The sequence below is a fragment of the Salinisphaera sp. LB1 genome, assembly GCF_003177035.1.
GTDB lineage: Bacteria > Pseudomonadota > Gammaproteobacteria > Nevskiales > Salinisphaeraceae > Salinisphaera.
Window position 1 is genome coordinate 1,860,672 of the sequence record NZ_CP029488.1, and the last position, 23,657, is coordinate 1,884,328.

General features: G+C 64.8%; 19 protein-coding genes and 3 pseudogenes. 17 read left to right on the top strand and 5 right to left on the bottom strand.

Annotation, left to right across the window (positions count from 1 at the left end; all coding sequences use genetic code 11):
- Window positions 1-23: 23 nt before the first annotated feature.
- Window positions 24-551: a DUF1641 domain-containing protein gene (locus tag SALB1_RS08405; RefSeq protein WP_109993448.1), complete on the top strand. Its 528-nt coding sequence runs from the start codon at window positions 24-26 to the stop codon at window positions 549-551.
- Between the two features lie 575 nt (window positions 552-1,126).
- Here the strand turns inward: SALB1_RS08405 and SALB1_RS08410 are convergent.
- Window positions 1,127-2,074 carry an AEC family transporter gene (locus tag SALB1_RS08410; RefSeq protein WP_109993449.1) on the bottom strand — a complete coding sequence of 316 codons (948 nt, stop codon included), beginning with the start codon at window positions 2,072-2,074 and terminating at the stop codon, window positions 1,127-1,129.
- A 165-nt stretch (window positions 2,075-2,239) separates the two neighbouring features.
- Here SALB1_RS08410 and fdhD point away from each other — a divergent pair, with 165 nt between their 5' ends.
- The 5 genes from fdhD (at window position 2,240) to SALB1_RS08435 (ending at window position 8,204) form a co-directional block, all read left to right on the top strand.
- Window positions 2,240-3,091, top strand: coding sequence for a formate dehydrogenase accessory sulfurtransferase FdhD (gene fdhD, locus SALB1_RS08415; RefSeq protein ID WP_109993450.1), 852 nt, complete (start codon window positions 2,240-2,242; stop codon window positions 3,089-3,091).
- A 123-nt stretch (window positions 3,092-3,214) separates the two neighbouring features.
- Window positions 3,215-4,279: a TAXI family TRAP transporter solute-binding subunit gene (locus SALB1_RS08420; protein ID WP_109993451.1), complete on the top strand. Its 1,065-nt coding sequence runs from the start codon at window positions 3,215-3,217 to the stop codon at window positions 4,277-4,279.
- Entirely contained in the window at window positions 4,280-4,828 is a 549-nt protein-coding gene (locus SALB1_RS08425; protein WP_255414532.1) for a DUF1850 domain-containing protein, read from the top strand.
- A gap of 1 nt (window position 4,829) precedes the next feature.
- Window positions 4,830-7,022 carry a TRAP transporter permease gene (locus SALB1_RS08430; RefSeq protein WP_109993452.1) on the top strand — a complete coding sequence of 731 codons (2,193 nt, stop codon included), beginning with the start codon at window positions 4,830-4,832 and terminating at the stop codon, window positions 7,020-7,022.
- A 153-nt stretch (window positions 7,023-7,175) separates the two neighbouring features.
- Entirely contained in the window at window positions 7,176-8,204 is a 1,029-nt protein-coding gene (locus SALB1_RS08435; RefSeq protein ID WP_109993453.1) for an NADP-dependent oxidoreductase, read from the top strand.
- 276 nt (window positions 8,205-8,480) lie between these two features.
- Here the strand turns inward: SALB1_RS08435 and SALB1_RS08440 are convergent, their stop codons facing one another.
- Window positions 8,481-9,437, bottom strand: a complete 957-nt coding sequence (locus SALB1_RS08440) for a DMT family transporter (RefSeq protein ID WP_109993454.1) — start codon at window positions 9,435-9,437, stop codon at window positions 8,481-8,483.
- A 95-nt stretch (window positions 9,438-9,532) separates the two neighbouring features.
- On the opposite strand from SALB1_RS08440, the pseudogene SALB1_RS19875 reads away from it, so the two are divergent.
- The 3 genes and pseudogenes from SALB1_RS19875 (at window position 9,533) to SALB1_RS08465 (ending at window position 12,490) form a co-directional block, all read left to right on the top strand.
- Window positions 9,533-10,432, top strand: a pseudogene (locus SALB1_RS19875) (LysR family transcriptional regulator).
- Window positions 10,433-10,527: 95 nt separating this feature from the next.
- Window positions 10,528-11,160 carry a uracil phosphoribosyltransferase gene (gene upp, locus SALB1_RS08460; RefSeq protein WP_109993458.1) on the top strand — a complete coding sequence of 211 codons (633 nt, stop codon included), beginning with the start codon at window positions 10,528-10,530 and terminating at the stop codon, window positions 11,158-11,160.
- A 31-nt stretch (window positions 11,161-11,191) separates the two neighbouring features.
- Entirely contained in the window at window positions 11,192-12,490 is a 1,299-nt protein-coding gene (locus tag SALB1_RS08465) for a uracil-xanthine permease family protein (RefSeq protein ID WP_109993459.1), read from the top strand.
- Window positions 12,491-12,549: 59 nt separating this feature from the next.
- On the opposite strand, the gene SALB1_RS08470 is transcribed toward SALB1_RS08465, so the two are convergent.
- Entirely contained in the window at window positions 12,550-13,749 is a 1,200-nt protein-coding gene (locus SALB1_RS08470; RefSeq protein ID WP_109993460.1) for an amino acid aminotransferase, read from the bottom strand.
- Window positions 13,750-13,842: 93 nt separating this feature from the next.
- Between SALB1_RS08470 and SALB1_RS08475 the strand changes: the two genes are divergently transcribed.
- From SALB1_RS08475 to SALB1_RS08495, 5 genes are all read left to right on the top strand, one after another.
- Complete coding sequence (locus SALB1_RS08475; RefSeq protein WP_158590686.1) at window positions 13,843-14,595, top strand: AcvB/VirJ family lysyl-phosphatidylglycerol hydrolase; 753 nt, start codon at window positions 13,843-13,845, stop codon at window positions 14,593-14,595.
- Window positions 14,596-14,644: 49 nt separating this feature from the next.
- Window positions 14,645-16,762, top strand: coding sequence for an ATP-dependent helicase (locus SALB1_RS08480; protein ID WP_109993462.1), 2,118 nt, complete (start codon window positions 14,645-14,647; stop codon window positions 16,760-16,762).
- Window positions 16,763-16,821: 59 nt separating this feature from the next.
- Complete coding sequence (locus SALB1_RS08485; protein WP_109993463.1) at window positions 16,822-17,445, top strand: LysE family translocator; 624 nt, start codon at window positions 16,822-16,824, stop codon at window positions 17,443-17,445.
- A gap of 135 nt (window positions 17,446-17,580) precedes the next feature.
- The gene (locus tag SALB1_RS08490) at window positions 17,581-18,426 is read left to right on the top strand and encodes an HAD-IIB family hydrolase (protein ID WP_109993464.1); all 846 of its coding nucleotides are present in this window, start codon (window positions 17,581-17,583) and stop codon (window positions 18,424-18,426) included.
- Window positions 18,427-18,512: 86 nt separating this feature from the next.
- Entirely contained in the window at window positions 18,513-19,490 is a 978-nt protein-coding gene (locus tag SALB1_RS08495) for a zinc metalloprotease HtpX (protein ID WP_109993465.1), read from the top strand.
- 23 nt (window positions 19,491-19,513) lie between these two features.
- Here the strand turns inward: SALB1_RS08495 and SALB1_RS08500 are convergent, their stop codons facing one another.
- Window positions 19,514-19,858, bottom strand: coding sequence for a hypothetical protein (locus SALB1_RS08500; RefSeq protein WP_222843080.1), 345 nt, complete (start codon window positions 19,856-19,858; stop codon window positions 19,514-19,516).
- Here SALB1_RS08500 and SALB1_RS19880 point away from each other — a divergent pair.
- The 3 genes and pseudogenes from SALB1_RS19880 to SALB1_RS08510 form a co-directional block, all read left to right on the top strand.
- Window positions 19,852-20,019 (top strand): annotated as a pseudogene (locus SALB1_RS19880) (DeoR family transcriptional regulator); the annotation flags it as partial. The gene SALB1_RS08500 and the pseudogene SALB1_RS19880 sit on opposite strands and share 7 nt — an antisense overlap.
- A gap of 36 nt (window positions 20,020-20,055) precedes the next feature.
- The gene (locus SALB1_RS08505) at window positions 20,056-20,658 is read left to right on the top strand and encodes a DeoR/GlpR family DNA-binding transcription regulator (RefSeq protein ID WP_255414534.1); all 603 of its coding nucleotides are present in this window, start codon (window positions 20,056-20,058) and stop codon (window positions 20,656-20,658) included.
- A pseudogene (locus tag SALB1_RS08510) lies at window positions 20,655-21,799 on the top strand (MFS transporter). The gene SALB1_RS08505 and the pseudogene SALB1_RS08510 overlap by 4 nt, the downstream one beginning before the upstream one ends.
- A gap of 175 nt (window positions 21,800-21,974) precedes the next feature.
- On the opposite strand, the gene SALB1_RS08515 reads toward SALB1_RS08510, so the two are convergent.
- Complete coding sequence (locus tag SALB1_RS08515; protein ID WP_199678739.1) at window positions 21,975-23,651, bottom strand: APC family permease; 1,677 nt, start codon at window positions 23,649-23,651, stop codon at window positions 21,975-21,977.
- Window positions 23,652-23,657: the final 6 nt, after the last annotated feature.

Below are 23,657 nucleotides of genomic sequence, written 5' to 3' on the forward strand. Positions count from 1 at the left end.
CGTGACTCGACAGGATTTTCCCGATGGCAGAACAGATTCACTATCGCCCGGAACAAGCCAAACGGCTGCGTCCGGAAACGGCCGACGAACTTGAGAAATTCGAGGGCCGCATCGCCGAAATCAATGACCTGCTGGATCAGCTCTATGAATCCGGCCTGATGCGTTGGCTGAAGGATTTCGTGGGCGCGATGCCAGAAGTCTCGATGATCGCGCTCGACGGCCTCAATACTGAGCACGGCCAGGCCGGCATGCGTAATCTGCTGGTGCTGGCCAAGCAGTTGGGTAAGGTTGACCCCGACCAGCTGGAGCGCATGTTCAATGCCATGCATGCCGGCCTGGACCGGATCGATGAAACCGCGACGGGCGAGCACCAATCGCCCTATGACCCGCCGGGCGTGACCGGCGTGTTCAAACTGCTACGCGATGAGGACCTCTGGCGCACGCTGGCGCCGGTGATCGAGGGCGCCAAGGCGTTCTCGGCCGAAAGCCGTCGTCAACGCAACGATACCGGCAAGCAGCAAAACGGCGACGGCAGCGATTCGAAGGGTTAGGCCCTGGACCCTTTTCTATTTTCCCAAAGCATTTGTCCGCAGATGAGCGCAGATACGATGCGTTTTCTGCCGGCGTCGATTCGCGTTCATTGGTGTACTTGATGATGTGTAAAGTTCAGTCAAAGGCTTGACGACGCGATTGTTCGCGCAGCTGAGCCTGACGCCAGCGGTGCCTTGATCTTCCTTCTTATTTGCGCTCATTTGCAGACAAATGCTTTTGCTGATTCAGCCAGCTGCGTGTCGTACATAATCACGTTGGCGTATCGCTGCCGGCGCGCCGCGGATCGATAAAAGCGGAAAATGCTCTAGGGTCTGTTGCCGTTTCGTCCGAGTCCGCGCCAAGCGCTGTTTTGCGGCAAGACGAGGCGTAGCGAACGTGGCGTAGTCGTTCTACGCAAGAGAGCTACAACGCTGGATTGCCGCAAAACAGCGCTTGTCCCGAAGGGTTGGGCCGCAAATCGCGCCCGGCGGCGTTGCAAGTCTTGATCGTGGCACGCCACGATGCGGCGACTCGCGCCTTGCCGGACACGATTTGCGGTCTCCAACGCGGCGCTCGTACGAAACGGCAACAGACCCTAGATGATCCCGGCCACCCGCAGCACGAACACGCCGGCGGTCATGGTCAGGCTGGCGGCCAGCGTGGTCAGGGCCACGATATTGGCGGCCAGGCGCGCATCGCCGCCCATGGCCTCGACCATGATGAAGCTGGCGGCCGCGGTCGGGCAGGCGAAGTAGACAAACATCAGCCCCAGTTCGCGCGGCGGATAACCCAGCAGCCAGCCGCCAAGCACAGCCGCCCCGGGCAGAATCGTCATCTTGATCGCACTGGCCGAGAACGCGATGCCGCGTGCCTCGTAGAGCGCGCGAACCGACAGGGCGCCACCGATGCAGATCAGGGCCAGCGGCAACGTGAGTTGGGCGAAATATTCGCCGGTGGTCATCACCCACTTCGGCATCGGCATGCCGCTGGTGGCGACGGCCACCGAGGCCAGGGTTGCCAGAATGAGCGGGTTGGTGGCCACGCCGCGCGTGATCGAGCGCCAGTCCGCGCTTTCGCTCGGCTGGTACCAGGTCAGCACGATCACGGCGAGGATGTTGTAGATCAGAATCACCTCGCCGACGAGAACGCTGCCCGCGGACAGGCCGAAATCGCCGTACATGTTTTGCGCCAGCGCCAGGCCCACGATGCCGCAGTTGCCGCGAAAGGCGCCCTGTACATAGACGCCGCGCTGAATCTCGGGCACGCGCCAGATTGCCCACAGCCAGATCAGTACAAAGCTGGCGACCGTGGCCAGGCCGAAGTAGGCGATCATCCCCGGGCGAATCGCGTCGCCGAGATTTGCGCCCACGATCGAGACGAAGATCAGCGCCGGCATGCTGCCCTTGAACACGATCTTCGACGCGGCCGAGACGAAGCGATCGTCGATCCAGCCGACCCGGCGCATGCCGATGCCCACGAAAACCAGCGCGAATACCGGCAGCGTGACGTCCAGTGTATGGATGAAAATCGCCGCAATATTCATGGGCAACAGCCGGTGGCGCAGGAGTGAAAGGCCGTGGGGCGGCCGGCGGGGCGCCAGTATAGATTTCGATCCGGCCCGGATACAGCCGCGCGCCACGCCGAGCGCACCGGAAGGTGAGCCCAGGCTTTATGATGGCAGCATTCACATCGGCCACACCAAGTGCCCATGCGCCGATCCAACATCCCTGATTCGCCCGATCCCCGGGCGGCAGCCACCTCGGCCCGCGAGCGGGTGGAAATCGCCAGTTACCGTGATGGTGGCTGGCGCACGATCGACGACACACTGGCGGTCGAGCGCGCGCTGGAAATTCATGTGGCCGGTGCGGAGCCGCTCATCACCATGCGCACGCCCGGCCACGATCGCGAACTGGCCGCCGGCCTGTTGCATGGCGAAGGCGTGGTGCAAACGGTCGACGATATCGTCTATCTGCGCCACAGCCCGGATGAGCCCGACGTGATTCGCGCCATGCTCAAGCCGGCGGCCCGCGCGCGCCTCGACCGCATCGAGCGCAATACGCTGGCGACCAGCGCCTGCGGCGTCTGCGGCAAGCCGAGTTTCCGCGCGCCGGAGCCGCGCCGGGGCGATCCGGCCACGGGCGCTGCGTTACGCATCGAGCCCGGCTGGTTGTTGGGGTTGCCCGACCGGATGCGCGCCGAGCAGGGCGTGTTCGAAACCACCGGCGGCCTGCATGCAGCCGCGCTGTTTGCCGCCGGTGGCGATCTGATTGCGCTGCGCGAGGATGTCGGCCGCCACAACGCCCTCGACAAGCTGATCGGTCGGGCGCTGCTCGAGGACGAGTTGCCGCTGGATCAGCAAGCGCTCATGCTGTCCGGCCGGGCGAGCTTCGAACTGTTACAGAAGGCGATCGCGGCCGGTATTCCGGTCGTCTGCGCAATCTCGGCACCGAGCAGCTTCGCGGTGGAGCTGGCCCGTCGGTTTTCGACCACGCTGGTTGGTTTTCTGCGCGGCGAACGCTTCAACTGTTACAGCGGCGTCCATCGTCTGGGCCCGGCGTAGGCGGCATCGACTGGCGAGGTCGACTTATGCCCAATTGACGGCGGCGGCCCGGGGCATAACGCTCTGCCGCTAATTCGCGGCCGTTGGGGGCCGCGGTGACACAATCGATATTGGGGGAAATACATGACCAGCCGAAATTTCTGGGTCGCCAGCGCACTGGCGGCAGTGATGGCGCTCGCCGGCTGCGGCCAGTCGAGCAACGATCAGGATCAGGCCGCCAGCGGAAGCGCATCCGATAACGCCGGGCAATCGGTGAACCTGATCTTCGGCACGGGCGGCACCTCGGGTACGTATTACCCGATCGGCGGCGCGCTCAAGGGCGTGTTCGAGAAGAGTGATCGGATCGGCAACGTACAGGTGGTCTCCACCGGCGCTTCGGTGCAGAACATCAACAACATCATGGATGGCACCAACCAGATCGCCATCGTGATGAGCGACGTGGCCTACGACGCGCTCAAGGGCAATAACCAGTTCAAGGGACGGCCGGCCAAGATCGACGCGCTCGCGGGCCTGTATCCGAATGTCGTGCAGATCGTCGCGCTCGACGGCTCGAACATCCACAGCGTGGCCGACCTGAAGGGCAAGCGGGTCGGCGTGGGCAAGGTCGGCTCGGGTGTGGAGGCCAGTGCCAAGAAGGTGCTGGAATCCGCCGGGCTGAAATACGACGATCTGGCACGTGTCTCGCACACTGGCTATGCCGACTCGGTCACCGACATGAGCAACGGCAATCTGGACGCGGCGTTTTTCACCTCGGGCGTGCCGAATTCGTCGATCACCGGCCTGATGCAGAACACCAAGGTGCATTTCGTCAACGTCGACGGCGCCACTGCGAAGAAACTGCTGCAGGAGTATCCGTACTACGAAAACTACGATATCCCGGCGCACAAGAAGAACGAATACGATCTGGCCAACGACGTGCACACGGTCTCGATCCGCAATCTGCTGATCGTGCCGGCGTCGATGGACAAGGCGGTCGCCAGGGATCTGGCCCAGCGCTTCTACGACTATCTCGGCTCCGATAGCGTTTCGGTCGCGGCACTCAAGCAGTTCGATCGCAACAAGATGAACCAGAATCTGGTGTTGCCGGTGCATCCGGGCGCCAAGGCGTTCTACGACACGCTGAATCAGGGCGGATCGGGCTCGGACGGCAGCAGCAGCGGCGGCGCAAGCGACGCCGGTAAATCCTAGTTGCCGCCGGCAGGGCGGCGCTGGCGGCTGCTGGTCGTCGGTGTCGGGCTGTTGGTCGCGATCGGTGCGGGTCTGTGGCTCGGCTGGCCGCGCGCCTGGCTGGAGATTCGCCACGGTAGCCGTGTGATCGCGGTCTATCCGGGCGCGTCCGGCACGCGGTTCGCGCTGCGCTGGATGCATTCGGTGGAGCTTGAAGACTGGATCGAATGTTTTCGCGTGACCGGCGACGGCGCCATCGATATCGCGGCCACCCGCTTCAAGACGTTTGGCGCCGGAGTGCCGGCCCACGCCGGGCGGCATACGCGGCTCGACCACGGCTGGGTGGTGATGTCGGGCATCGATCGCGATGTCGATCCGCTCACGGTGCAGGCGGCCGCTGCCGAGCGCTATCGTTTCCGCTACGGTGGCGGCGCCTGGCACCGGCTGTCGTACAACGGCGCCGAGCCCATCCTGGTATTCACCATCATGCGTGCGCCGCTGATCGCCGTGGCCTGGTCGCGCCTGGCCACAATCTGGCGCGGCCCGGCCACGGATACAACCCGAGCCTGATATGAGTACGAACGAATCGGCCGCCCTGGCCACCGAGCCCCACGGCACGCGCGAGACGCTGGAAAAATACGATCGCGAGTCGACCGTGCGCGACGGGCTGCCGCGGACGTGGATGATCGGCATCGCCACTGTCTGCGTGGCCCTGGCCCTGTTTCATCTGTACACGTCGTTCGCCGGGCCGCTGGTGGATGTCGTGCAGCGCTCGATCCATCTGTACACCCTGCTCGGGCTGACCTTCATCCTGTTTCCGCTCATGCGGTCCAGCGCACGCGACCGCGTGCCGTGGGTCGATGTGATTCTGGCACTGGCCTCGTTCGCGATCGGCATCTACATGATCGGCGTTTCGCATCGGGTGATCGAGACCGCCGGCCGTATCAACGACGTCGATATGGTCGTCGGGCTGGTTGCGATCGGTCTGGTCATTGACGCCGCTCGCCGCGTGACCGGCTGGGGCCTGCCGATCCTGGCCACGATCTTTCTGTTCTACGGCTTCTACGCCAAGTTGTCGCTGTATTCGGTGCTCTCCGAGCCGATCGTGATGGCGACCTGCCGGCAGGTGGTCTCGCATCTGGTTTATATCACCGAGGGCTTGCTTGGCACCGCGATCGCGGTCTCGGCCAGCTACATCATCCTGTTCATTCTGTTCGGTGCGTTCCTGGTCAAATCCGGGCTCGGCCAGCTGTTCAACGACCTGGCGCTGGCCATCGCCGGGCCGAGCCGGGGTGGGCCGGCGAAGGTGGCGGTGGTGGCCAGCGGTTTTCTGGGCTCGATCAACGGCTCGGCCATTGCCAACGTTGTCACCACTGGCGCCTTCACTATTCCGCTGATGAAGCGTACTGGCTACAAGGCCAATTTCGCCGGCGCGGTCGAGGCCGCGGCCAGCGTCGGCGGCCAGATCCTGCCGCCGATCATGGGCGCGGCGGCGTTCATCATGGCCGAAGTACTGTCGGTGCCCTACACCCAGGTGATGCTGGCCGGCATCATTCCCGCGCTGCTGTATTACCTCGGCATTCTGTTCCAGGTGCATCTGCGGGCGACCCGCAACGGGCTGTCCGGCATTCCCCGCTCCGAGCTCACGCCGCTGCGCCAGGTGCTGGCCATGCGCGGGCATCTGCTGCTGCCGATGGTGATCCTGTTGTGGATGATCTTCGACGGCCGGGCGCCGTTCTTCGCCGCCTTCTGGTCGATCGCGGCGACCGTGCTGATCTGCGGCACGCCGCGGTTGGTGATCGGCATCACCGCGATTTTGGTGGCGCTGGTGTTGCAGCCGCAGTGGCTGGCGCTCGTCGACGGTCGCGCCATGCCGGAACTGGCGTCGAGCCGGCTCTGGCTGTTCGGCGTGATTGGCTTGCCGATCGCGATCAACCTCATTCGCTCGCGGCTGCCGGTCGAGCAGTCGGAAGTGATGGATATCGCCGATTGCCGTGACGCGATGGTCGAGGGCGTACGCAATGCCATCCCGGTGGCGATTGCTTGCGGCGCGGTCGGCATCATTGTCGGTATCGCCACACTCACCGGCATCGCCCTGGATGCGGCCGACTGGGTGGTCTCGATGGGGCAGGCGATCCCGTCCGAGATGGTGCGCCTTCTGGTTACGCTGGCGCTGACCATGGGCGCGTCCATCGTGCTGGGCATGGGCCTGCCGAGCATTCCCTGCTACATCATCACTTCGACCATGGCGGCCCCGATCCTGCTCAACCTGCCATTGTTCCGCGAGCTGGCCGGTTCGAACGACACGGCGATCTTCGTCGCGCACATGTTCGTATTCTATTTCGGGATCTTCGCCAATCTCACGCCGCCGGTCGCGCTCGCCGCCTACGCGGGGGCCGGTATTTCCGGTGGCTCGCCAAACGCGACCGGTGTACAGGCGATGAAGCTCGCCATCGCCGGCTTCGTAGTGCCCTATATGTTCGTGTTCGCGCACAGCATGCTCATGATCGATGCGTCCTGGTGGGATGTCATCGTGGTCGCGGCCACGGGCGCGCTTGGCGTGCTGTTGCTGGCGGTGGCGGTCGAGGGCTATCTGCGGGCGCCGCTCAATCCGCTGTTCCGGCTGGTCGCGCTGGTCGGCGCGCTGGCGCTGATCTTCCCGGGCTGGACTTCGGATGCAATCGGGGCGGTGATCGCGGTTCTGTTGTTCTTGATCCGGCCGGGGGCGACATCCGGGCGGGATACTTCGCTCGCGCCTGGATAAGGGCATTGCCTTGCGCTGGCCGCTATTTTGCCGGGTTCCCGTGCGGACGCATGCGCGCCGGGGCGGGCTTGGCGGCGTCGCCCGCTCACGGCCCTTGTCAGGCGGATGCACAGCGCCTAACGTCGACATATCGAAGTCCCCTCAAGAGTTTTCATGACCGACGCCATCGATAATCGTCAATTCCGCCTGGCCCGTCGCCCGAAGGGCCTGCCCGAGCGGGCTGATTTTGATCTGACCACCGAAACCTTGCGCGAGGCCCGCGACGGCGAGGTTCGGATCGCGGTCGAATATATCTCGCTCGATCCGGCCATGCGCGGCTGGATGAACGCTGGTAAGTCCTATATCAAACCGGTGGGCATTGGCGAGGTCATGCGCGCCGGGGCCGCCGGCACGGTGATCGATTCCAGGCATCCCGGCTTCGTCGCCGGCGACAAGGTGATCGGCAACCTGGGGGTACAGACCCATGCGATCTTCCCGGGCGACGAACTGCGTAAGGTCGATACCTCGCTGGCCGATCTGCCGGTGTATCTCGGCGCGCTTGGCATGCCGGGCATGACCGCCTATTTCGGCACGCTCGAGGTCGGCCAGCTCGCCGCGAGCGATGTCGTGCTGGTGTCGGCCGCCTCCGGCGCGGTGGGCGCCCTGGTCGGCCAGATCGCGAAGAAGAAGGGTGCTTCGCGGGTCGTGGGTATTGCCGGCGGGCCGCAGAAGTGTGCCTACGTCGTCGACGAGCTCGGCTTCGACGCCGTCATCGACTACAAGGCCGAGGAAATCAACGACGCAGTGCGGCGGGAATGCCCGGACGGCATCGATCTGTATTTCGACAACGTCGGCGGCGAGATCCTGGATGCCGCCCTTGCCAATTTGCGCTGGCGGGCGCGGGTCGCCATCTGCGGCGCGATCTCGCAATACAACGTCACTGGCGAGGCCGGCGACACCACCTATGCGCCGAAGAATTATCTGTCGCTGCTCGTCAACCGGGCGCGTATGGAAGGATTCATCGTGTTTGATTTCGCCGATCGCTATCCGGAGGCGGCGCGCGAGATGGCGGGCTGGCTGTCGGCTGGCGATCTCAAGCATCGCGAGGATATCGTCGAAGGCTTCGAAACCTTTCCCGAGACGCTGCTCAAGCTGTTCACCGGCGAGAACTTCGGCAAGCTGGTGCTGGCGGTCGAACGCTAGCGCGTTTTTCTGTTTTCCCAAGGCATTTATCCGCAGATCAACGCAGAGTTACGCAGATCAAAAACGAGCCCGGTTACCGGGGCGCGAATCGCGTTCATTCGCTCCCCGGTAACGAGTCGGCAAAGCCGGAATGGCCGGTAGTTCGTGGTCGAGCCCGGCCCAGCCCGGCCGTTCTGCGGCGAAGACGCGCCGTTCACGGCACCGGTCACACGGTAGCGCACCGTGCGCAGAAACAGCGGCCTTCGAGTGTGCAGGTCATGGTGTGGTTGGCTCGGCTCAGGCGGGGTTGCGCGGCATGATCCGGCGGCGCCCGCGGGAGTTCACCAGCAGCAGTCCGGCCAGAATCGCCAGCCCGCCGAAGGCGAAGTTCAGCGAAATCGGGTCGCCCATCAGTATCACGCCGAAGCCGACGCCGAAAATGGGCGAGAGAAAAGCGAACACCCCGAGCCGGGAGGCCAGGTAGCGGCGCAGCAGCCAGAACCAGACCAGCAGTGCTGCGACCGAAACGATCACCGATTGGAACGACAGACTGGCCCAGGCCAGTGCAGTCATGTGGATCGAGTCGAGATCGCCGAGCGCGGCGGCCGTCGGCAGCAACAAGACGCTGGCCACCACGAGCTGGTAGGCGATGGTGCGCAGCGGCGGGGCCTCCGATAAAGAACTGCTGCGCAGCGCGATGGTGGTGCCGGCCCAGGAGGCACCGGCCGCCACACCCAGCCCGTCGCCGAGCAACACGCGGGACGAGACGTGCGCGCTGGGTGCCAGCGCGATGACGAGCCCGGCGAAGGCGATGACGACACCCGCCCAATGGCGCGGCCCAAGCTGCTCGCCGGCGACGAACAGATGCAGCCCGATCGCGGCGAATACCGGCGCGGTATACAGAAATACCGACATGTGCGACGCGTAGGTGTAGTTCAGGCCGAGTGCCACGAACGCGAATTCCAGCGTATAGCCCACGCCGATCACCAGCCCGGGGCCGAATTGCTCCGGCACCCAGAGCGCAATGCCGCGAAAGCGCGCGATGGCCGCGATCACGAGCACGGCGATCAGCGATCGAATACCGATCTGGGCCAGCGGGCTGATGACGTCCGCGACAGATTTGATCGCGACCTGCTGTAGGCCGATGACCAGGCAGAACCCAATCATGAGCCCGACGGCCCGCGCATCCAGCGGTCGCCGGATCGCCTGCGGGGCCTTCGCCGCGGTCGCTGCGCGCTCGGGTTGATGGCTCATGACGGGCTCCGGTGGGGTCGGGCGCCAGTGAAGCACCGGGTGGTAGCCGCGGCAAGCGATTATTATGAGGTGCGAGGCTTAGAAAAACTCACTTCATGATCGAACGTCTGCCTTTGAACGCCTTACGTGCCTTTGCGATAGCGGCGCGCCATGAGAGCTTCAAGCATGCGGCCGAACAACTGAGCGTGACCGCCGGTGCGGTTAGCCGGCAGGTCAAGCGGCTGGAAGGCAAACGGGGGTGTGCATTATTAACCCGGCACAAAAATAGATGATTTTTCGGGTTAATAGCGCGAGTATGCGACCGCATGCTCGCCGCGGCCATTGGCCGCGAAGCCTTTAAAAATAAAAGACGGACAGGCGCCGGCTTTTATTTTTGAAGGCTGTGAAAACAGCTGATGAAGTCAGCTGTTTTGGTGCCGGATTAATATTCCAGCGCCGGGCGCATGGGGTGCAGCTGAGCGCCGCCGGGCGCGCCTTGGCCGAACGGGTCGAGGTTCATCTTGAGGGGCTGGCAGCGGCTATGGCACAGGTCCGACACGATGACGGCGAGGCGCTGTCGGTCAGTGCGCCACCGTCGTTCGTTCAATACTGGCTGATGCCGCGGCTGGCCAGCTTCGATGCCGGCGACGCCGAAGTGGCGATCGAGGCCAGCCAATCGCTGATCGAGCCGACCTGGCAGAACGGTCGCAGCCGGCTCGCTATTCGTTTCGGGCCGGAACCAGCGCGCGGCGCCGGTTCATCAGAGCTACTCGCTGTTCAGTCTGGCTTCGGATCAAGCGATTGCCGGGCGCGGCGTGGCGCTGGCCACGCGTACGGTGGTGGCCGATCGTCTGGCCAGCGGCGTGTTGGTCGCCCCGTTTGGTGATCGCTACGCCATGCCGTCGCCGTTCGATTACTGGCTGGTACGGCCGGCTACCGGTTCGCCGCCGCCCCTGGCGCATCGGTTTTGCGAGTGGCTGCGACTGGAAGCCGAGGCGTTCGCGCGGTCGGCGTGACCGCCCGGGCTGGGGGTCTTCCGGCGGCCGTAGTAGCATATCGACGCTGGCGCCGCGGCCGCCGGCACATCCTGAACCGGCTCTTGGGGAGAACCATGGACGAGTGCGTCACCGTCGTCGATCATCCGCTGATCAAGCACAAGCTCACATTGATGCGGCGTGCAACCGCCTCGACCCAGAAATTCCGGTCGCTTTTGCGCGAGATCGCGCATCTGCTGACCTACGAGATCACCCGCGATCTGGAGTTGACTACCGAGCGCATCGAAACCCCGCTCGAGGCAATGGACGCGCCGGTTCTGGCCGGCAAGAAGCTGTGCTTCGTGTCGATCCTGCGCGCGGGCAACGGCCTGCTGGAAGGCATGGTCGAGCTGTTGCCTTCGGCGCGGGTCGGGCATATCGGTATGTTCCGCGATCCCGAGACCCTGGAAGCGGTCGAATACTACTGCAAGATGCCGGATGACATCGCCGGTCGCCGCGTGATCGTGGTCGATCCGATGCTGGCAACCGGCAACTCGGCCGGTGCGGCCATCAGCCACCTGAAGAAACTGGGCGCGACGAACATCAAGTTCCTGTGCTTGCTGGCGGCCCCCGAAGGCGTGGCGGCACTGCGCGCCGAGCATCCGGACGTGCCGATCTATACGGCCGCCATCGACGAGCGCCTGGACGATCACGGCTATATTCGCCCGGGCCTGGGCGATGCCGGCGATCGCATGTACGGCACCAAGTAGATGCCGCACCGCAACAACCAACGGGGACACCATGACGCAGATCGCCCACACAGCCCGCGCGCAGGATTATGCGTTTCGACTTCGCGATGGCCTGCTGGGTGCGCAGATGCTGTGCGTGGCCTTCGGTTCGCTGGTGCTGGTGCCCCTGCTCACCGGGCTCGACCCGAACGTGGCGCTGTTCACCGCCGGCCTGGGCACGCTGGTGTTCCAGATCGTCACCAGGGGCCGCGTGCCAGTGTTCCTGGCCTCGTCGTTCGCCTTCATCGCGCCGATCATCTACGGCGTCCAGGCCTGGGGCATTCCGGCCACCCTCGGCGGGTTAATGGCCGCCGGCATGGTGTATCTGCTGTTGTCGGCGTTGATCGCCTGGCGCGGTGTCGGATTGATCGAGCGTATTCTGCCACCGGTGGTGACCGGGCCGGTGATCATGGTGATCGGGCTGGTGCTGGCGCCCGTTGCGGTGAACCTGGCCACCGGCCATAACGGCACCGGCGACCAGACGCTGGTGGCCAGCACGCCCGCGATGATCGTCGCCGGGGTCTCGCTGCTGGCGACATTGACGGTTTCGCTGCTCGGCCGTGGCTTTGTCGCGTTGTTGCCGATCATCATCGGTGTCGTATCCGGCTATATCGCCAGCCTTTGTCTGGGTCTGGTGGATCTGTCCACCGTGACGAATGCGCCGTGGTTCACCATGCCGGATTTCGTCGCGCCCACCTTCAACTGGCAGGCGGTGCTGTTCATGTTGCCGGTAGCGATCGCGCCGGCGATCGAGCACTTCGGCGACATCATCGCGATTCGTTCGGTGACCGGGCGCGATTATCTGGTCGATCCGGGCATCCATCGGACCATGCTGGGCGACGGCCTGGCGACCTCGCTGGCGGCCTGTTTCGGCGGGCCGCCGAACACCACCTATTCGGAAGTCACCGGCGCCGTGACGCTCACCGGCGCCACCAATCCGGCGCTGATGACCTGGGCCGCCGGCTTTGCCGTGGCCTTCTCATTCATCGGCAAGCTGGGCGCATTCCTGGCCAGCATTCCCACACCGGTGATGGGCGGGATCATCGTGCTGCTGTTCGGCGCCATCGTGGTGGTGGGCATGAACAGCCTGGTGCAGTCGGGCGAAGATCTGACCGAGTCCCGCAACATGGCGATCGTCGGCCTGATCCTGATCTGTGGCATCGGCGGGCTGCATTTTTCGTTCGGTCGTTTCTCGCTGGAGGGTATCGCCCTGGCCGGGGTGCTGGGCGTGATGCTGAATCTGGTGTTGCCACGGTCCCGGTCGGCACACGACCGGGCCGCCGCCGACGTCGGAGACGACGAAACGGGTTGAGCGCAGCGAGCGCGGCCCGCCGGGGAAGGTTGGCGGGCCCGCGCTCGATGTGTGGCGGGCTATTGCTTGCCGCCGACGACGTCGGCGATGGCCTTGCAGACGTACTCGATGTTGTCGTCGTTCAGGCCGGCCACGTTGGCCCGGCCCGAGGCGACCATGTAGATGCTGTATTTCTCACGCAGCGCGTCGACCTGATCCTTGTTCAGGCCGGTGTACGAGAACATGCCGCGCTGGTCGGTGACGAACGAGAAATGATCCGCCAGGCCGTGCGGCTCGAGGCCTTCCACCAGCTTGCGGCGCACCGCGTTGATGCGGTCGCGCATTTCGTCGAGTTCGCGGTGCCAGGCGGCGGTCAGCTCGGCCGAACCCATGATCGTCGCCACGATCGCGCTGCCGTGCGCCGGCGGGTTGGAATAGTTCTCGCGCGCCGTGGTCGCCAGCTGCGAGCGGACGTCCTGCATGTCCTCCTCGTTCTTGGCGATGGCGATGAAGCAGCCGGTGCGCTCGCGGTAGATGCCGAAGTTCTTGGAGCAGGACTGGGTGATCACCATCTCGTCGAGATTCTCGGCCAGCAGGCGCACGCCATAGGCGTCGGCGTCGAGCCCGTCGCCAAAACCCTGATAGGCGAAATCGACCAGCGGCAGCAGCTCGCGGTTCTGCACGACCTCGAGAATCTGGTGCCACTGGTCCTGACTCGGATCGAAGCCGGTCGGGTTATGGCAGCAGGCATGCAGCAGCACGATATCGCCCTTGGGGATCGACTTCAGCTTGGCGAGCATGGCGTCGAAGTCGAACTGGTCGTCGTCGTCGACATAGGGATAACGCTTGATCTCCAGCCGCGCGGCCTCGAACACACCGAGGTGGTTCGGCCAGGTCGGGTTCGGCAGCCAGATCGCCTTGCCGGGCAGCTGCGAGACGAGGAAATCCGCGGCCAGGCGCAGTGCGCCGGTACCGCCCGGCGACTGGGTCGCGCTCGCGCGGTTGTCAGCCAGCACCTTGCTGTCGGCGCCGAGCACGGTCTGCAGGATGTACTCACCGTACTGCGGATCGCCGTGCGAGCCGATGTAGGCCTTGGTCTGTTCGCTGTCGATGAGCTTTTTCTCGGCATCCTTAACCGCGCGCAGAATCGGCGTATTGCCGTGTTCGTCGCGATAGACGCCCACACCCAGATCCACCTTGTTGGGATTGGGGTCGTCCTTGAACTGCTGGATCAGGCCGAGGATGGCGTCACCGGGGACGCGCTCAATCGATTCGAACATGGCTTATCCTTTGCATTGCATCGAAGCCGCTTCAGCAGCCCACGGTAGTCTAACCGTTCGTCGATGCCCTGCCGAGACGTGGTTCATACGGATATGCGATTTTTTCTGGAACGGCTGGCCTGGTGCGCCGGTTTGGTGGCGATTCTGGCCGGCGCACCCGGCTGCGTGTTTCACCCGGGCGGTGCGCCGCTGCCCGAGGCGGTGACCGATCTGCCGTTGGTGGTGTATCCGCCGCCGGAGCGCGGATCGTCGAATACCGGTTCGGCCGCCGCCGATACGCTCGTCGTCATGCTCTCCGGCGATGGTGGCTGGGCTGGGCTCGACAAGTCGGTCGGCCACGCGCTGGCGCGTGCCGGTTACGGTGTCGTCGGCTGGGATTCGCTGCGCTACTACTGGCATGCGCACGCGCCGGACGATGCCGCCGCCGATCTGGATCGCGTGATCGAAACCTACCGCGCGCGCTGGCATCGGCGCCGCGTGGTGTTGATCGGCTATTCGCGCGGGGCCGATGTCATGCCGTTTGTCTACAACCGCCTGCCGCCCGCGACCCGGGCGCAGGTGGCGCATATCGTGCTCCTCGGGCTCGCCCGGCACATCACCTTCGGCTATCACCTGTTGTGGTGGATCGGTCTCGGGCCCGAAGGCCGGGCCATCATGCCCGAGGCGCGACGGTTGCCGCCCGAGCGGACGAGCTGTTTGTACGGCGTCGACGATCCGCACGCGAGTTGCGGCGCGCTGGCGGCGGCCGGCTTCGATGTGCTCGGGCTGCCGGGCGGCCATCACTTCGATCGCAAGTACGCGCATCTCGCCGAGCTGATCCGCCAGCGTATCGCCGAGGCCAAATGAGCCGGCGGTGGGTCACGATCTGACCCACCGCCCGTGGCAGTGTGTTGCCATGAGTGCGACCGTCATCGAATCCAGCGCGCCGGCCACCGCCGCCGATCATCTCGCCGGGCTCAACCCCGCCCAGCGCGCGGCCGCCGGCTTCGGCATGGCCGCGCCGAACGGCTGGGATGCCGACCCGCTGCTGATTCTGGCCGGGGCGGGCAGCGGCAAGACGCAGACACTGTCCCATCGGGTGGCGCATCTGGTGCTGGCGGGTGTCGATCCGCGGCGCATTCTGCTGCTCACATTCTCGCGGCGGGCGGCCGACGAGATGACGCGCCGTGCGCATGCGATCTGCGAATCGGCGATGGCGGCCCGCGGGCGCCGCGGCCAGGGCGTGCGCCTGCCGTGGGCGGGCACTTTCCACGGCGTCGGCGCCCGGCTGCTGCGCGAGTACGCGCCGCGGCTCGGCATCGACGAGGCGTTCTCGATTCTCGACCGCGCCGATGCGGCCGACCTGCTCGACGTGGCCCGTCACGATGCCAATCTGGCCGCGCGGCCCGGGGGCAACGGCAAGCGTTTTCCGCGCAAGGACACCTGTCTGGCGATCTATTCGGCCGCCGTGAATCGGCAGGCGCCGCTGGCCGAGGTGCTGGACGGCTGGTTTCCCTGGTGCGCCGAGCACCACGACGACCTGAAGCGGCTGTTCGCCGACTACACCGCGCGCAAGCAGGCCCGCGCCACGCTCGACTACGACGACCTGCTGCTCTACTGGTATCTGGTGATGCAAAACGGCGCGCTGGCCGACGAAATCGGCGCCCGCTTCGATCATGTGCTGGTCGACGAATATCAGGACACCAACGGCCTGCAGGCGGCCATCCTGCAGGCGATGAAGCCCAGCGGGCGGGGGCTGACCGTGGTCGGCGACGACGCCCAGGCGATCTACGGCTTCCGCGCCGCCGAGGTCGACAATATCCTCGATTTTCCCAAGACGTACTGCGGCACGCAGGTCGTCACGCTCGAGGCCAACTATCGTTCGACCCAGGCGATTCTCGACGCGGCCAATACACTGATGGGCGAGGCCAGGCGCGCCTATGCCAAGCAGCTCACCGCCACCCGGGGTGGCGGTGTGAAGCCGCGCCATGTGACCGTCATGGACACCACCGCCGAGGCCCGCTGGGTGGTCGATGCGGTGCTGGCCCGCCGCGAGACCGGTGTCGATCTCAAGCGCCAGGCGGTGCTGTTCCGCAACGGCCATCACGCCAACGAACTCGAGATCGAGTTGATCCGGCGCAACGTGCCGTTTCGCAAATACGGCGGGCTCAAATTCCTCGAGGCCGCCCACGTCAAGGACTTTCTCGGCATGCTGCGCTGGGCTGACAACCCGCGCCACGAAATCGCGGGCTGGCGCACCATGCAGATCGTGCCGGGCGTGGGACCGGGCACCGCGCGCCAGGCGTTCGCAGCGCTGGAAGCCGCGGGCGACCGGATCGCGGCATTGGCCGATTTCCGCCCGGCCCGCGCCGATCGCGCCGCCTGGCGGGCGATGATCGAGACCGTCGCCGCACTGGCCGGCGACAACGCCTGGCCGGGCGCGCTGGCGCCGGCGGCCACCTGGTACAAGACCCAGCTCGACAATCGCTTCGAGGCGCCGAATACTGCCCGTGCCGGCGATATCGACGACCTGGCCCGCATCGGCGCGCGCTATGTCCGTGCGCCGGACTTTCTCACCGAGCTCACGCTCGACCCGCCGCGGGCCACCGGCGATCACAATGACGACGCGCTGGCCGACGAGGACTATCTCATCCTCTCCACCGTGCACAGCGCCAAGGGCCAGGAATGGGATGCCGTGCATGTGCTGCATGTGGCCGACGGCACATTCCCCAACGAATTCTCCACCAAAACCGAGGCCAGCCTGGAAGAAGAGCGCCGCCTGCTCTATGTCGCCATGACGCGTGCGAAGAACGAACTCTCGCTCATCTCGCCGTTGCGCTATTACGTCACCCAGCAGGCCGCGCTCGGCGACGCCCACGTCTACGGCGCGAACAGCCGCTTTCTCACCCCCGCCGTCATGGCCTGCTTCGAATCGATCACCGATACCCCGGACGGTGCGCGCGATGCCCGCGGGCAAGCAGCCGGCGCTGCCACGCTCGATCTCGGCGCGGCGGCCGCGGCGCTCTGGCAATAGCGAACGGCGCCCCCGGCGCGCTACATTGCGTGTTGTTAGCTCCGGAGGGGAGTCAGGAGATGTCTATCAGCCTTTGGCTCGCATTCGTGGCCGCTTCATCGGTTCTACTGGCTATTCCCGGCCCGACTATTCTCACCGTCATCAGCTATTCGATGGCGCATGGTCGACGCGCAAACCTGCCGCTCATCGCTGCGGTAGGTTTGGGGGATGCCACGGCCTTGACCGCGTCGATTCTTGGGCTGGGCGCGCTTCTCGCTACGTCGGCTTTCTGGTTTACCGTTGTCAAGTTCGCTGGTGGCCTCTATCTCGTATACCTCGGAATTCGGACTTTATTCGCAAAAATTCCATCTGAGGAAGTGGCGGCGCCCGTAATCAAGTCGCAAAGGAAACTCTTTCTTAATACTTATTTGGCGACTGCGTCAAACCCCAAAGGTATCGTATTTTTCGTCGTCTTCCTTCCTCAGTTCGTGAGGCCAGACTCGGCAGTTGGCGAGCAACTTTGGATACTGGCCATCACTTTCGTTGCCCTGGCAATAGTCAACGCGGCACTCTATGCGCTATTTGCTCGATCCGCTCGCGGGCTCTTCGCTTCGTCCGCCACGCGGACGCGCTTCAATGCGGGTGGCGGCACGTTATTGTTGCTGGGTGGATTATGGACGCTGTTGGAGAAGCGACCCGCCTGACTAAGGCCGACAGCTCGCTGCAGTCGACCACCCGAAGCGCTGGCGTCGTCCCCCGTCCTCCGCGGCCTGCGGCTGCTGTGGCGGCCAGGTGTGAGCTCAGGCGATACGCGCATACCCTTGCCCGAGGTGCAAACCATGCCCGACCCCGTAATGGCACCGGTCATCGACCTGGCTGTATTCGATATCGACGGCACGCTGATGGATGCCCGCAACCCGCTTTCGGAGCGCACGATCGATGCCTTGCACGGGCTGCGTGAGGCCGGCATCGGGGTGGCGTTGGCGAGCTCGCGCCAGCACTCGTCGCTGGCCGAGATCGCCGCCGCCATCGGCTTCGAGATGCCGCTGATCTCCTTCAACGGTACGCGGGTCACCGCCGCTGACGGCACCCCCATCGCCGCCGAAACCTTCACCCCCGACGACGTACTCATCGCCGCGTTGGCCCAGTTCGTTGATGTCGGCGGCTGTATCCATGCCTACGGCCCGGATCGCTGGCACGCCTACGGCGACGAATATCGCATCGTGCGCGAAGCCGCGGGCGCCGACGTCACGCCCGATCTGCGCGCCGAACGTGTGGATGCTCGGTCCATGCCGGATCCGGCGCTCAAGATCATGTGCGATGGCGTGCACGATGGCCTGGCCGGGGTACGCGCTGCGGTCGCCGCCCGGCCGGAACTGGTGATTTCGTGGAGCGGCACCGAGTGCCACGACATTCATCTCGCCACCGCGACCAAGGGCCATGCCTTGTGCGTGCTCTGTGACTACCTTGGCGTCGAACTCGGGCGGGTAGCCGCCTTCGGCGATGCCGATTCCGACATCACCATGCTGGCCCATGCCGGCCACGGCTATGCCATGGGCGCGGCAGGCGAGCGCGTACGTGCTGCCGCCAACCATGTCCTCGCCGGGCCTGGGTCCGGGGCGCTGGAAGCCGTGCTGGACGACTGGGCGGCGCGCCGCCGCAGCGTGCTTCGGCAGGACTGGTAAACACGGCCGACCGCCCCTATCAATAATCCCGGGCGTCCGCGGCGCCACAGTGTCGGACCCTTTGCCTTGGCAGCGGGGTGGGATGAATGACCTATTCGACGCGTATCGACCGCCGGAAATGGCAGCGACACAACTGGCGCAACCGCGTGCAGTCGGTGCTGCTGCTCGCCATCATGGGCGGTTTTCTGGCCCTGCTGGGCGGGGTGCTGTGGGGGCGGTCTGGACTGGTCATGCTGCTGGCCGCGGGTGTGGGCGGGGCATTGTTCATGCCGGCATTGTCACCGGCGCTGGTGATCCGCTTGTCCGGCGCGCGCGCGATCACGCCGGCACAGGCGCCGGGCCTGCACCGCTGGGTCGCGGTACTGGCCGAACGGGCGGGTTTGCCGGCGCCGCCACGGCTCTACTATCTGCCGAGCATGGCGATCAACGCCTTCACCGTCGGCACGCGCGGCGACGCTGCCCTCGTGGTCACGGCCGGCTTGGTCAACACGCTCGACGGCCGCGAGATTGTCGGCGTGCTGGCCCACGAAATCAGTCATGTCGCCCACAACGACCTTTGGGTGATGGGGCTGGCGGACCTGTTCAGCCGCATGACGGCGTTTCTGTCCTGGCTCGGCCAGTTGCTGGTGCTGGTCAATCTGCCGCTGCTGTTGCTGGGCGCGGTCGCGATCAACGGGTTCGCGATCCTGTTGCTGGTCTTTGCGCCGTTGTCGAGCACGCTCGCCCAGTTGGCCCTGTCGCGCACCCGCGAGTTCGATGCCGACCTGGACGCGGCCCGCCTGACCGGCGACCCGGATGCCCTTGCCAGCGCCCTGGCGCGGATGGAATGGCGCCAAGGCGGCTGGACGCGGGTGTTGTGGCCGGGCCGCCGCGGGGGCCTATGGTCGCTTCTGCGCACCCACCCGGAAACGCGCGAGCGCATCGCCCGGCTGCAGGCGCTCAAGGCGGTCGGCATGTCTGCCGACCATCCGCCGCCCGCCGTGCCCGACCCGTGGGAGCCGATCGTGCCGCCGCGCCTTGCCGGCTGGCCGCCGCGCTGGTGGTGGAGCCGGCCGTGGCATTGAGCGGGTGCCACCGCGCGGTGCGTTCAGATCCCGATATCCTCGTTGCAAAGCGCGGGTGCATCGCGCATGAGCCGGGTCATGAGGGTGATGCCGCCCGGATCGTCGAGCACGCTCGGCGCCACGCAGTCGCCTTCGGCGATGCCGGCTCCGACATCACCATGCCGGACCACGGCTATGCCATGGGCTCGGCAGGCGAGCGCGTATGCGCTGCGGCCGACATCAAGAAAAAAGAGGCGCATGAACAATCGCGATCCGGGGTCGCCTGAACGCGATCTTTTGCCCGGTGCGGCGGGCGGCTCGGACTGCATCATGCACGATTGTGCGTGTTGTTTTGCATGAAGATGCACGATATGCTTGTCGCATGCCAACAGATATTCCGCAATCGCGCCGCGAACTCATAGGTCAACGTCTGGCCGCGGGGTCACGTGTGGCCGTAACCGAGCTGGCGTCGGAGTTCAGCGTTTCGGATGACGCGATCCGGCGCGACCTGCGCGCGCTGGCTGCGGCCGGCGAGTGTCGGCGTGTATACGGGGGCGCGTTGCCGGTGTCGCCGGCCAGCGGCGCCATGAGCGATCGCATGGCACGCGATCGGCACCGCAAGCGACAGCTCGCCGAGGCTGTGGTTGGGCTGATCGCGGATGGCGAATGTTTGTTCCTCGATAATAGCTCGACGAATCTGGCGCTGGCGGAGATATTGCCCGCCTCCTCGAATTTGACGGTGATATCCAATTCGGCAGCCATTGTCGCAGCGCTCGCGGATCGCAACGATATCCGGCTGATCGCCATCGGCGGGGTAGTGGATCCGAACCTCGGGGCCTGTACCGGGCCCGAGGCGCTCGTTCAGGTTCAACACATCCATTTTGATCGTCTCCTTCTCGGCGCCTGTGCGGTGTCGTGCAGCCACGGCGTTTGTGTTTTCGATCCAACAGATATGGCGTTCAAGCAGCAATTGCTTGCGAGCGCGAATTACGTCGTCGTGCTGGCCACCAGCGACAAACTCGAGACGACCGCGCCGTTCCGTGTCGCGTCTCTTAAGGCGATCGACACTGTTGTCGTCGAGTCCGATGCCGAGGGCGCGATCTGCTCGAATCTCGCCGCCGCCGGGCTAGACATCGTTCGGGCGGCAGGAACGTCGTCCCAGCCGCCAATTTCGGCAAAAACGGGTTGACCGTATTGACCAACCGTGCAGAAACAAGAAGCGCGACCCGGCTGGCGTTTTTTGTCGCGGGTTTCGGAATTGCCTGCTGGGCGCCCCTGGTGCCGTATGCGCGGCAACGCTTGGGCGTGGACGAGGGCACGCTCGGTCTGTTGCTGCTGTGTCTGGGCATCGGTTCCGTTCTGGCCATGCCGTTGACGGGCGTGATCAGTTCGCGCCTCGGCAGCCGGCCGGTGATCATCGCCGGTGGCCTGGGGCTCGCGATTTTTCTGCCGTGGCTTTCGTTTGTCGATTCAGGCGTTGGTCTGGGCGTCAGCCTGTTTTTTTCGGCGCGTCGCTTGGCGCCATCGATGTCGCCATGAACATTCACGCGGTCGAAGTCGAGAAAGGCGCAGGCAAGCCGCTGATGTCGGGCTTCCATGCCTTGTTCAGCATAGGCGGCTTCGTCGGGGCGCTGCTGATGACCGGACTCCTGAGTCTGGGGCTCGGGCCGCTGCCGGCGACGTTGTTTGGCGCGGTGCTGATCGTGGTGGCCATGCTGCACGCCTCTTCTCGTCTGCTGCGCGGCCGACATGGTTACGCGGACGAGCCGTTGTTCGCGATGCCGCGGGGGATCGTTCTGATTCTGGCCGGGCTCGCGATGATCGGCTTTTTGGCCGAAGGCGCGGTGCTGGACTGGGGCGGGCTTCTGCTCGTGAACACGGACTTGCTGCAGCCGGCGCAGAGCGGACTCGGCTACGTGGTGTTCTCGATCGCGATGACCGCCGGCCGGCTCGTCGGGGATCGCGCCACGGCTCGGCTCGGGGATCGCGTCATGGTTCGCTGGGGCGGTCTGATCGTGGTGGTCGGCTTTGCCGTGCTGTTGATCGCGCCGGTCGTACCGGTGGCGCTCCTGGGGTTTCTGCTCGTGGGCCTGGGAGCTGCGAATATTGTGCCGGTGTTCTTCCGCCGAGCCGGTGCGCAGGCGGCCATGCCTGCCGGTCTGGCGATCTCGGCGATCACGACTGCCGGCTATGCCGGTGTGCTGGTAGGTCCGGCCACCATTGGTTTTATCGCCCAACTGCTCGATCTTCGGATGGCATTCTGGCTGCTGGTGCTCCTGTTTTGTCTGGTGCCGCTGCTCGCCGGCCGGGTCACGCCGACACGCGGCTGATGATCTGGCCCGCTCCCGCAGATCGTGTCGGACGGCCTCTTCCGACACCCCTAAATATTCAGCCGCCTCCGCCGCCCCGATGCTGCCTTCTGCCTTGCGTTAACAGAGCGCTTTGGCGAGTGGTTTTCAACATGGCGCAACGTATCGCGGGGTGGTTCAGGTTCACCCGGGCCCTTCATCCGGCAGGCTGATCAGCCAGCACTTCATTCTCGTAATAGGCGAGCGCACTCTCCGGGGAAACCGAGACCTTCAGCGCCAGCCACATTATTGCGATGCTGAATACCACGATAATTGCCATATCAACGTATACGCCCAGTAAGCCGATGCCGCCCATGCTCTTGGGGCCCAGATAGCTAAGCAGATACATGCCGCCGAAATACGGGAACAGCCAGCCGAGCGATTGCCAGTTGATACCGCCGGTCTCGCCTTTCTTGAACACGGTGAAGTAGATCGCGAACACGATGAACACACCGAGCAGTAGCAGGAACATGAAGTTGTCGGTCGCAAAGCCTGCCCAGAACACCACGAAATTAGCGGCGATGAACGCAAGCGGCGCCATGATATAGGGCGCGGGAAGCCGGAACGAGCGCAGTTCACTCTCCGGCAGGGCCTGACGCATCTTGAGCAGCACAATCGGTCCGATGCCGTATGACAGAACGGTCGCTGCCGACGCATACGACACCATCTTCTGCCAGGAGGGTAACGGCAGAAAGAACAGCACCCCGATGATGTAAACCACGATCAACGCCATCCATGGGGTGCCGTTATCGTTCACCCAGGCGACGGCCCGGGGCATGGTCTCGCTTTCGCCGCCGGCCATGATGATGCGCGAGCCGCTGGTTGACCAGATGAAGCCGCAAACGCCGGGCGAGACAATCGCATCCGCATAAAGAATCGTTGCCCACCAGGACGCGCCCAGGATAACCGCGAGTCCGGCAAACGGCCCGGAAATCCCGGTGAAGGTCAGCCCACCCCAGCCGTTTTTCGCCAGGATATCGTGTGGAATAGCGGTGACGAACGCATACTGCAGCAGAATGAATACCGCCGCACCGATGATGATCGTACCGAGCACGGCGATCGGCAGATTACGGCCGGGATTATCTGTTTCCCCCGCCAGGTCGATGGCCTGACGAAACCCGAACAAGGCAAAGAACACGCCCGCGCTCGAAATAGCGGTGAACATCCCGGTGCTGTTGACGTGATGAACAACGCCCGACGTCGCGACATTCAGCGATGTGGCGGACAGGTTTGCGCTATGGTGCGCCAGGAACAGGAAGATGAAGATGGTGCCGATCGGCGTGAGCAGCTTGAACCAGGTTGCCACTGTGTTGATCGCCAGCACCAGCCGGATTGCCAGGAAGTTGAAGCCCACCATGATCGCCAGGAGCACGACCGAGGTCAGAAAGCCGAAACCCGTCAGCAGCCCGCTCGTGTGGACGAGCCCGGGAATGTAGTTGTTGGCGTAGTTGACGACCGCCATGGCCTCAACCGGAGGAATCGTCACGTAGGCCAGAAACAGAATCCATGTCCAGAAGTGGCCGAGTTGTACACCGTGGCTCACATGACTGATATGCACCACACCGCCGCTGCGCGGGAACATGGGTGCAAGCTCGGCATAGACCAGTGCCAGCAGCATGATGACCAGGGCTGCGATCGCCCATGAACCGATACTGAGCGGTCCGGCGTCGCGTGCTGCGTTGAGCGGCCCGAGCAGCCAGCCCGAGCCAATCATGCCACCCACGCCGGCAAATAAAAGGCCCATAAGGCCGGCATCCTTTCTTAGTTTTCCTGCCACGATGACCCCCTTGTTTGTATTTGCTTGAGTTGACGCTGGGACAGCGTCTGCCGGCAATCGGCC

Excerpts from the sequence above, each read along its gene's own strand:
- SALB1_RS08405 (WP_109993448.1), top strand. The coding sequence starts at position 24 with ATGGCAGAACAGATTCACTATCGCCCGGAACAAGCCAAACGGCTGCGT.
- SALB1_RS08410 (WP_109993449.1), bottom strand. The coding sequence starts at position 2,074 with ATGAATATTGCGGCGATTTTCATCCATACACTGGACGTCACGCTGCCG.
- fdhD (WP_109993450.1), top strand. The coding sequence starts at position 2,240 with ATGCGCCGATCCAACATCCCTGATTCGCCCGATCCCCGGGCGGCAGCC.
- SALB1_RS08420 (WP_109993451.1), top strand. The coding sequence starts at position 3,215 with ATGACCAGCCGAAATTTCTGGGTCGCCAGCGCACTGGCGGCAGTGATG.
- SALB1_RS08430 (WP_109993452.1), top strand. The coding sequence starts at position 4,830 with ATGAGTACGAACGAATCGGCCGCCCTGGCCACCGAGCCCCACGGCACG.
- SALB1_RS08435 (WP_109993453.1), top strand. The coding sequence starts at position 7,176 with ATGACCGACGCCATCGATAATCGTCAATTCCGCCTGGCCCGTCGCCCG.
- SALB1_RS08440 (WP_109993454.1), bottom strand. The coding sequence starts at position 9,437 with ATGAGCCATCAACCCGAGCGCGCAGCGACCGCGGCGAAGGCCCCGCAG.
- upp (WP_109993458.1), top strand. The coding sequence starts at position 10,528 with ATGGACGAGTGCGTCACCGTCGTCGATCATCCGCTGATCAAGCACAAG.
- SALB1_RS08465 (WP_109993459.1), top strand. The coding sequence starts at position 11,192 with ATGACGCAGATCGCCCACACAGCCCGCGCGCAGGATTATGCGTTTCGA.
- SALB1_RS08470 (WP_109993460.1), bottom strand. The coding sequence starts at position 13,749 with ATGTTCGAATCGATTGAGCGCGTCCCCGGTGACGCCATCCTCGGCCTG.
- SALB1_RS08475 (WP_158590686.1), top strand. The coding sequence starts at position 13,843 with ATGCGATTTTTTCTGGAACGGCTGGCCTGGTGCGCCGGTTTGGTGGCG.
- SALB1_RS08480 (WP_109993462.1), top strand. The coding sequence starts at position 14,645 with ATGAGTGCGACCGTCATCGAATCCAGCGCGCCGGCCACCGCCGCCGAT.
- SALB1_RS08485 (WP_109993463.1), top strand. The coding sequence starts at position 16,822 with ATGTCTATCAGCCTTTGGCTCGCATTCGTGGCCGCTTCATCGGTTCTA.
- SALB1_RS08490 (WP_109993464.1), top strand. The coding sequence starts at position 17,581 with ATGCCCGACCCCGTAATGGCACCGGTCATCGACCTGGCTGTATTCGAT.
- SALB1_RS08495 (WP_109993465.1), top strand. The coding sequence starts at position 18,513 with ATGACCTATTCGACGCGTATCGACCGCCGGAAATGGCAGCGACACAAC.
- SALB1_RS08505 (WP_255414534.1), top strand. The coding sequence starts at position 20,056 with ATGAGCGATCGCATGGCACGCGATCGGCACCGCAAGCGACAGCTCGCC.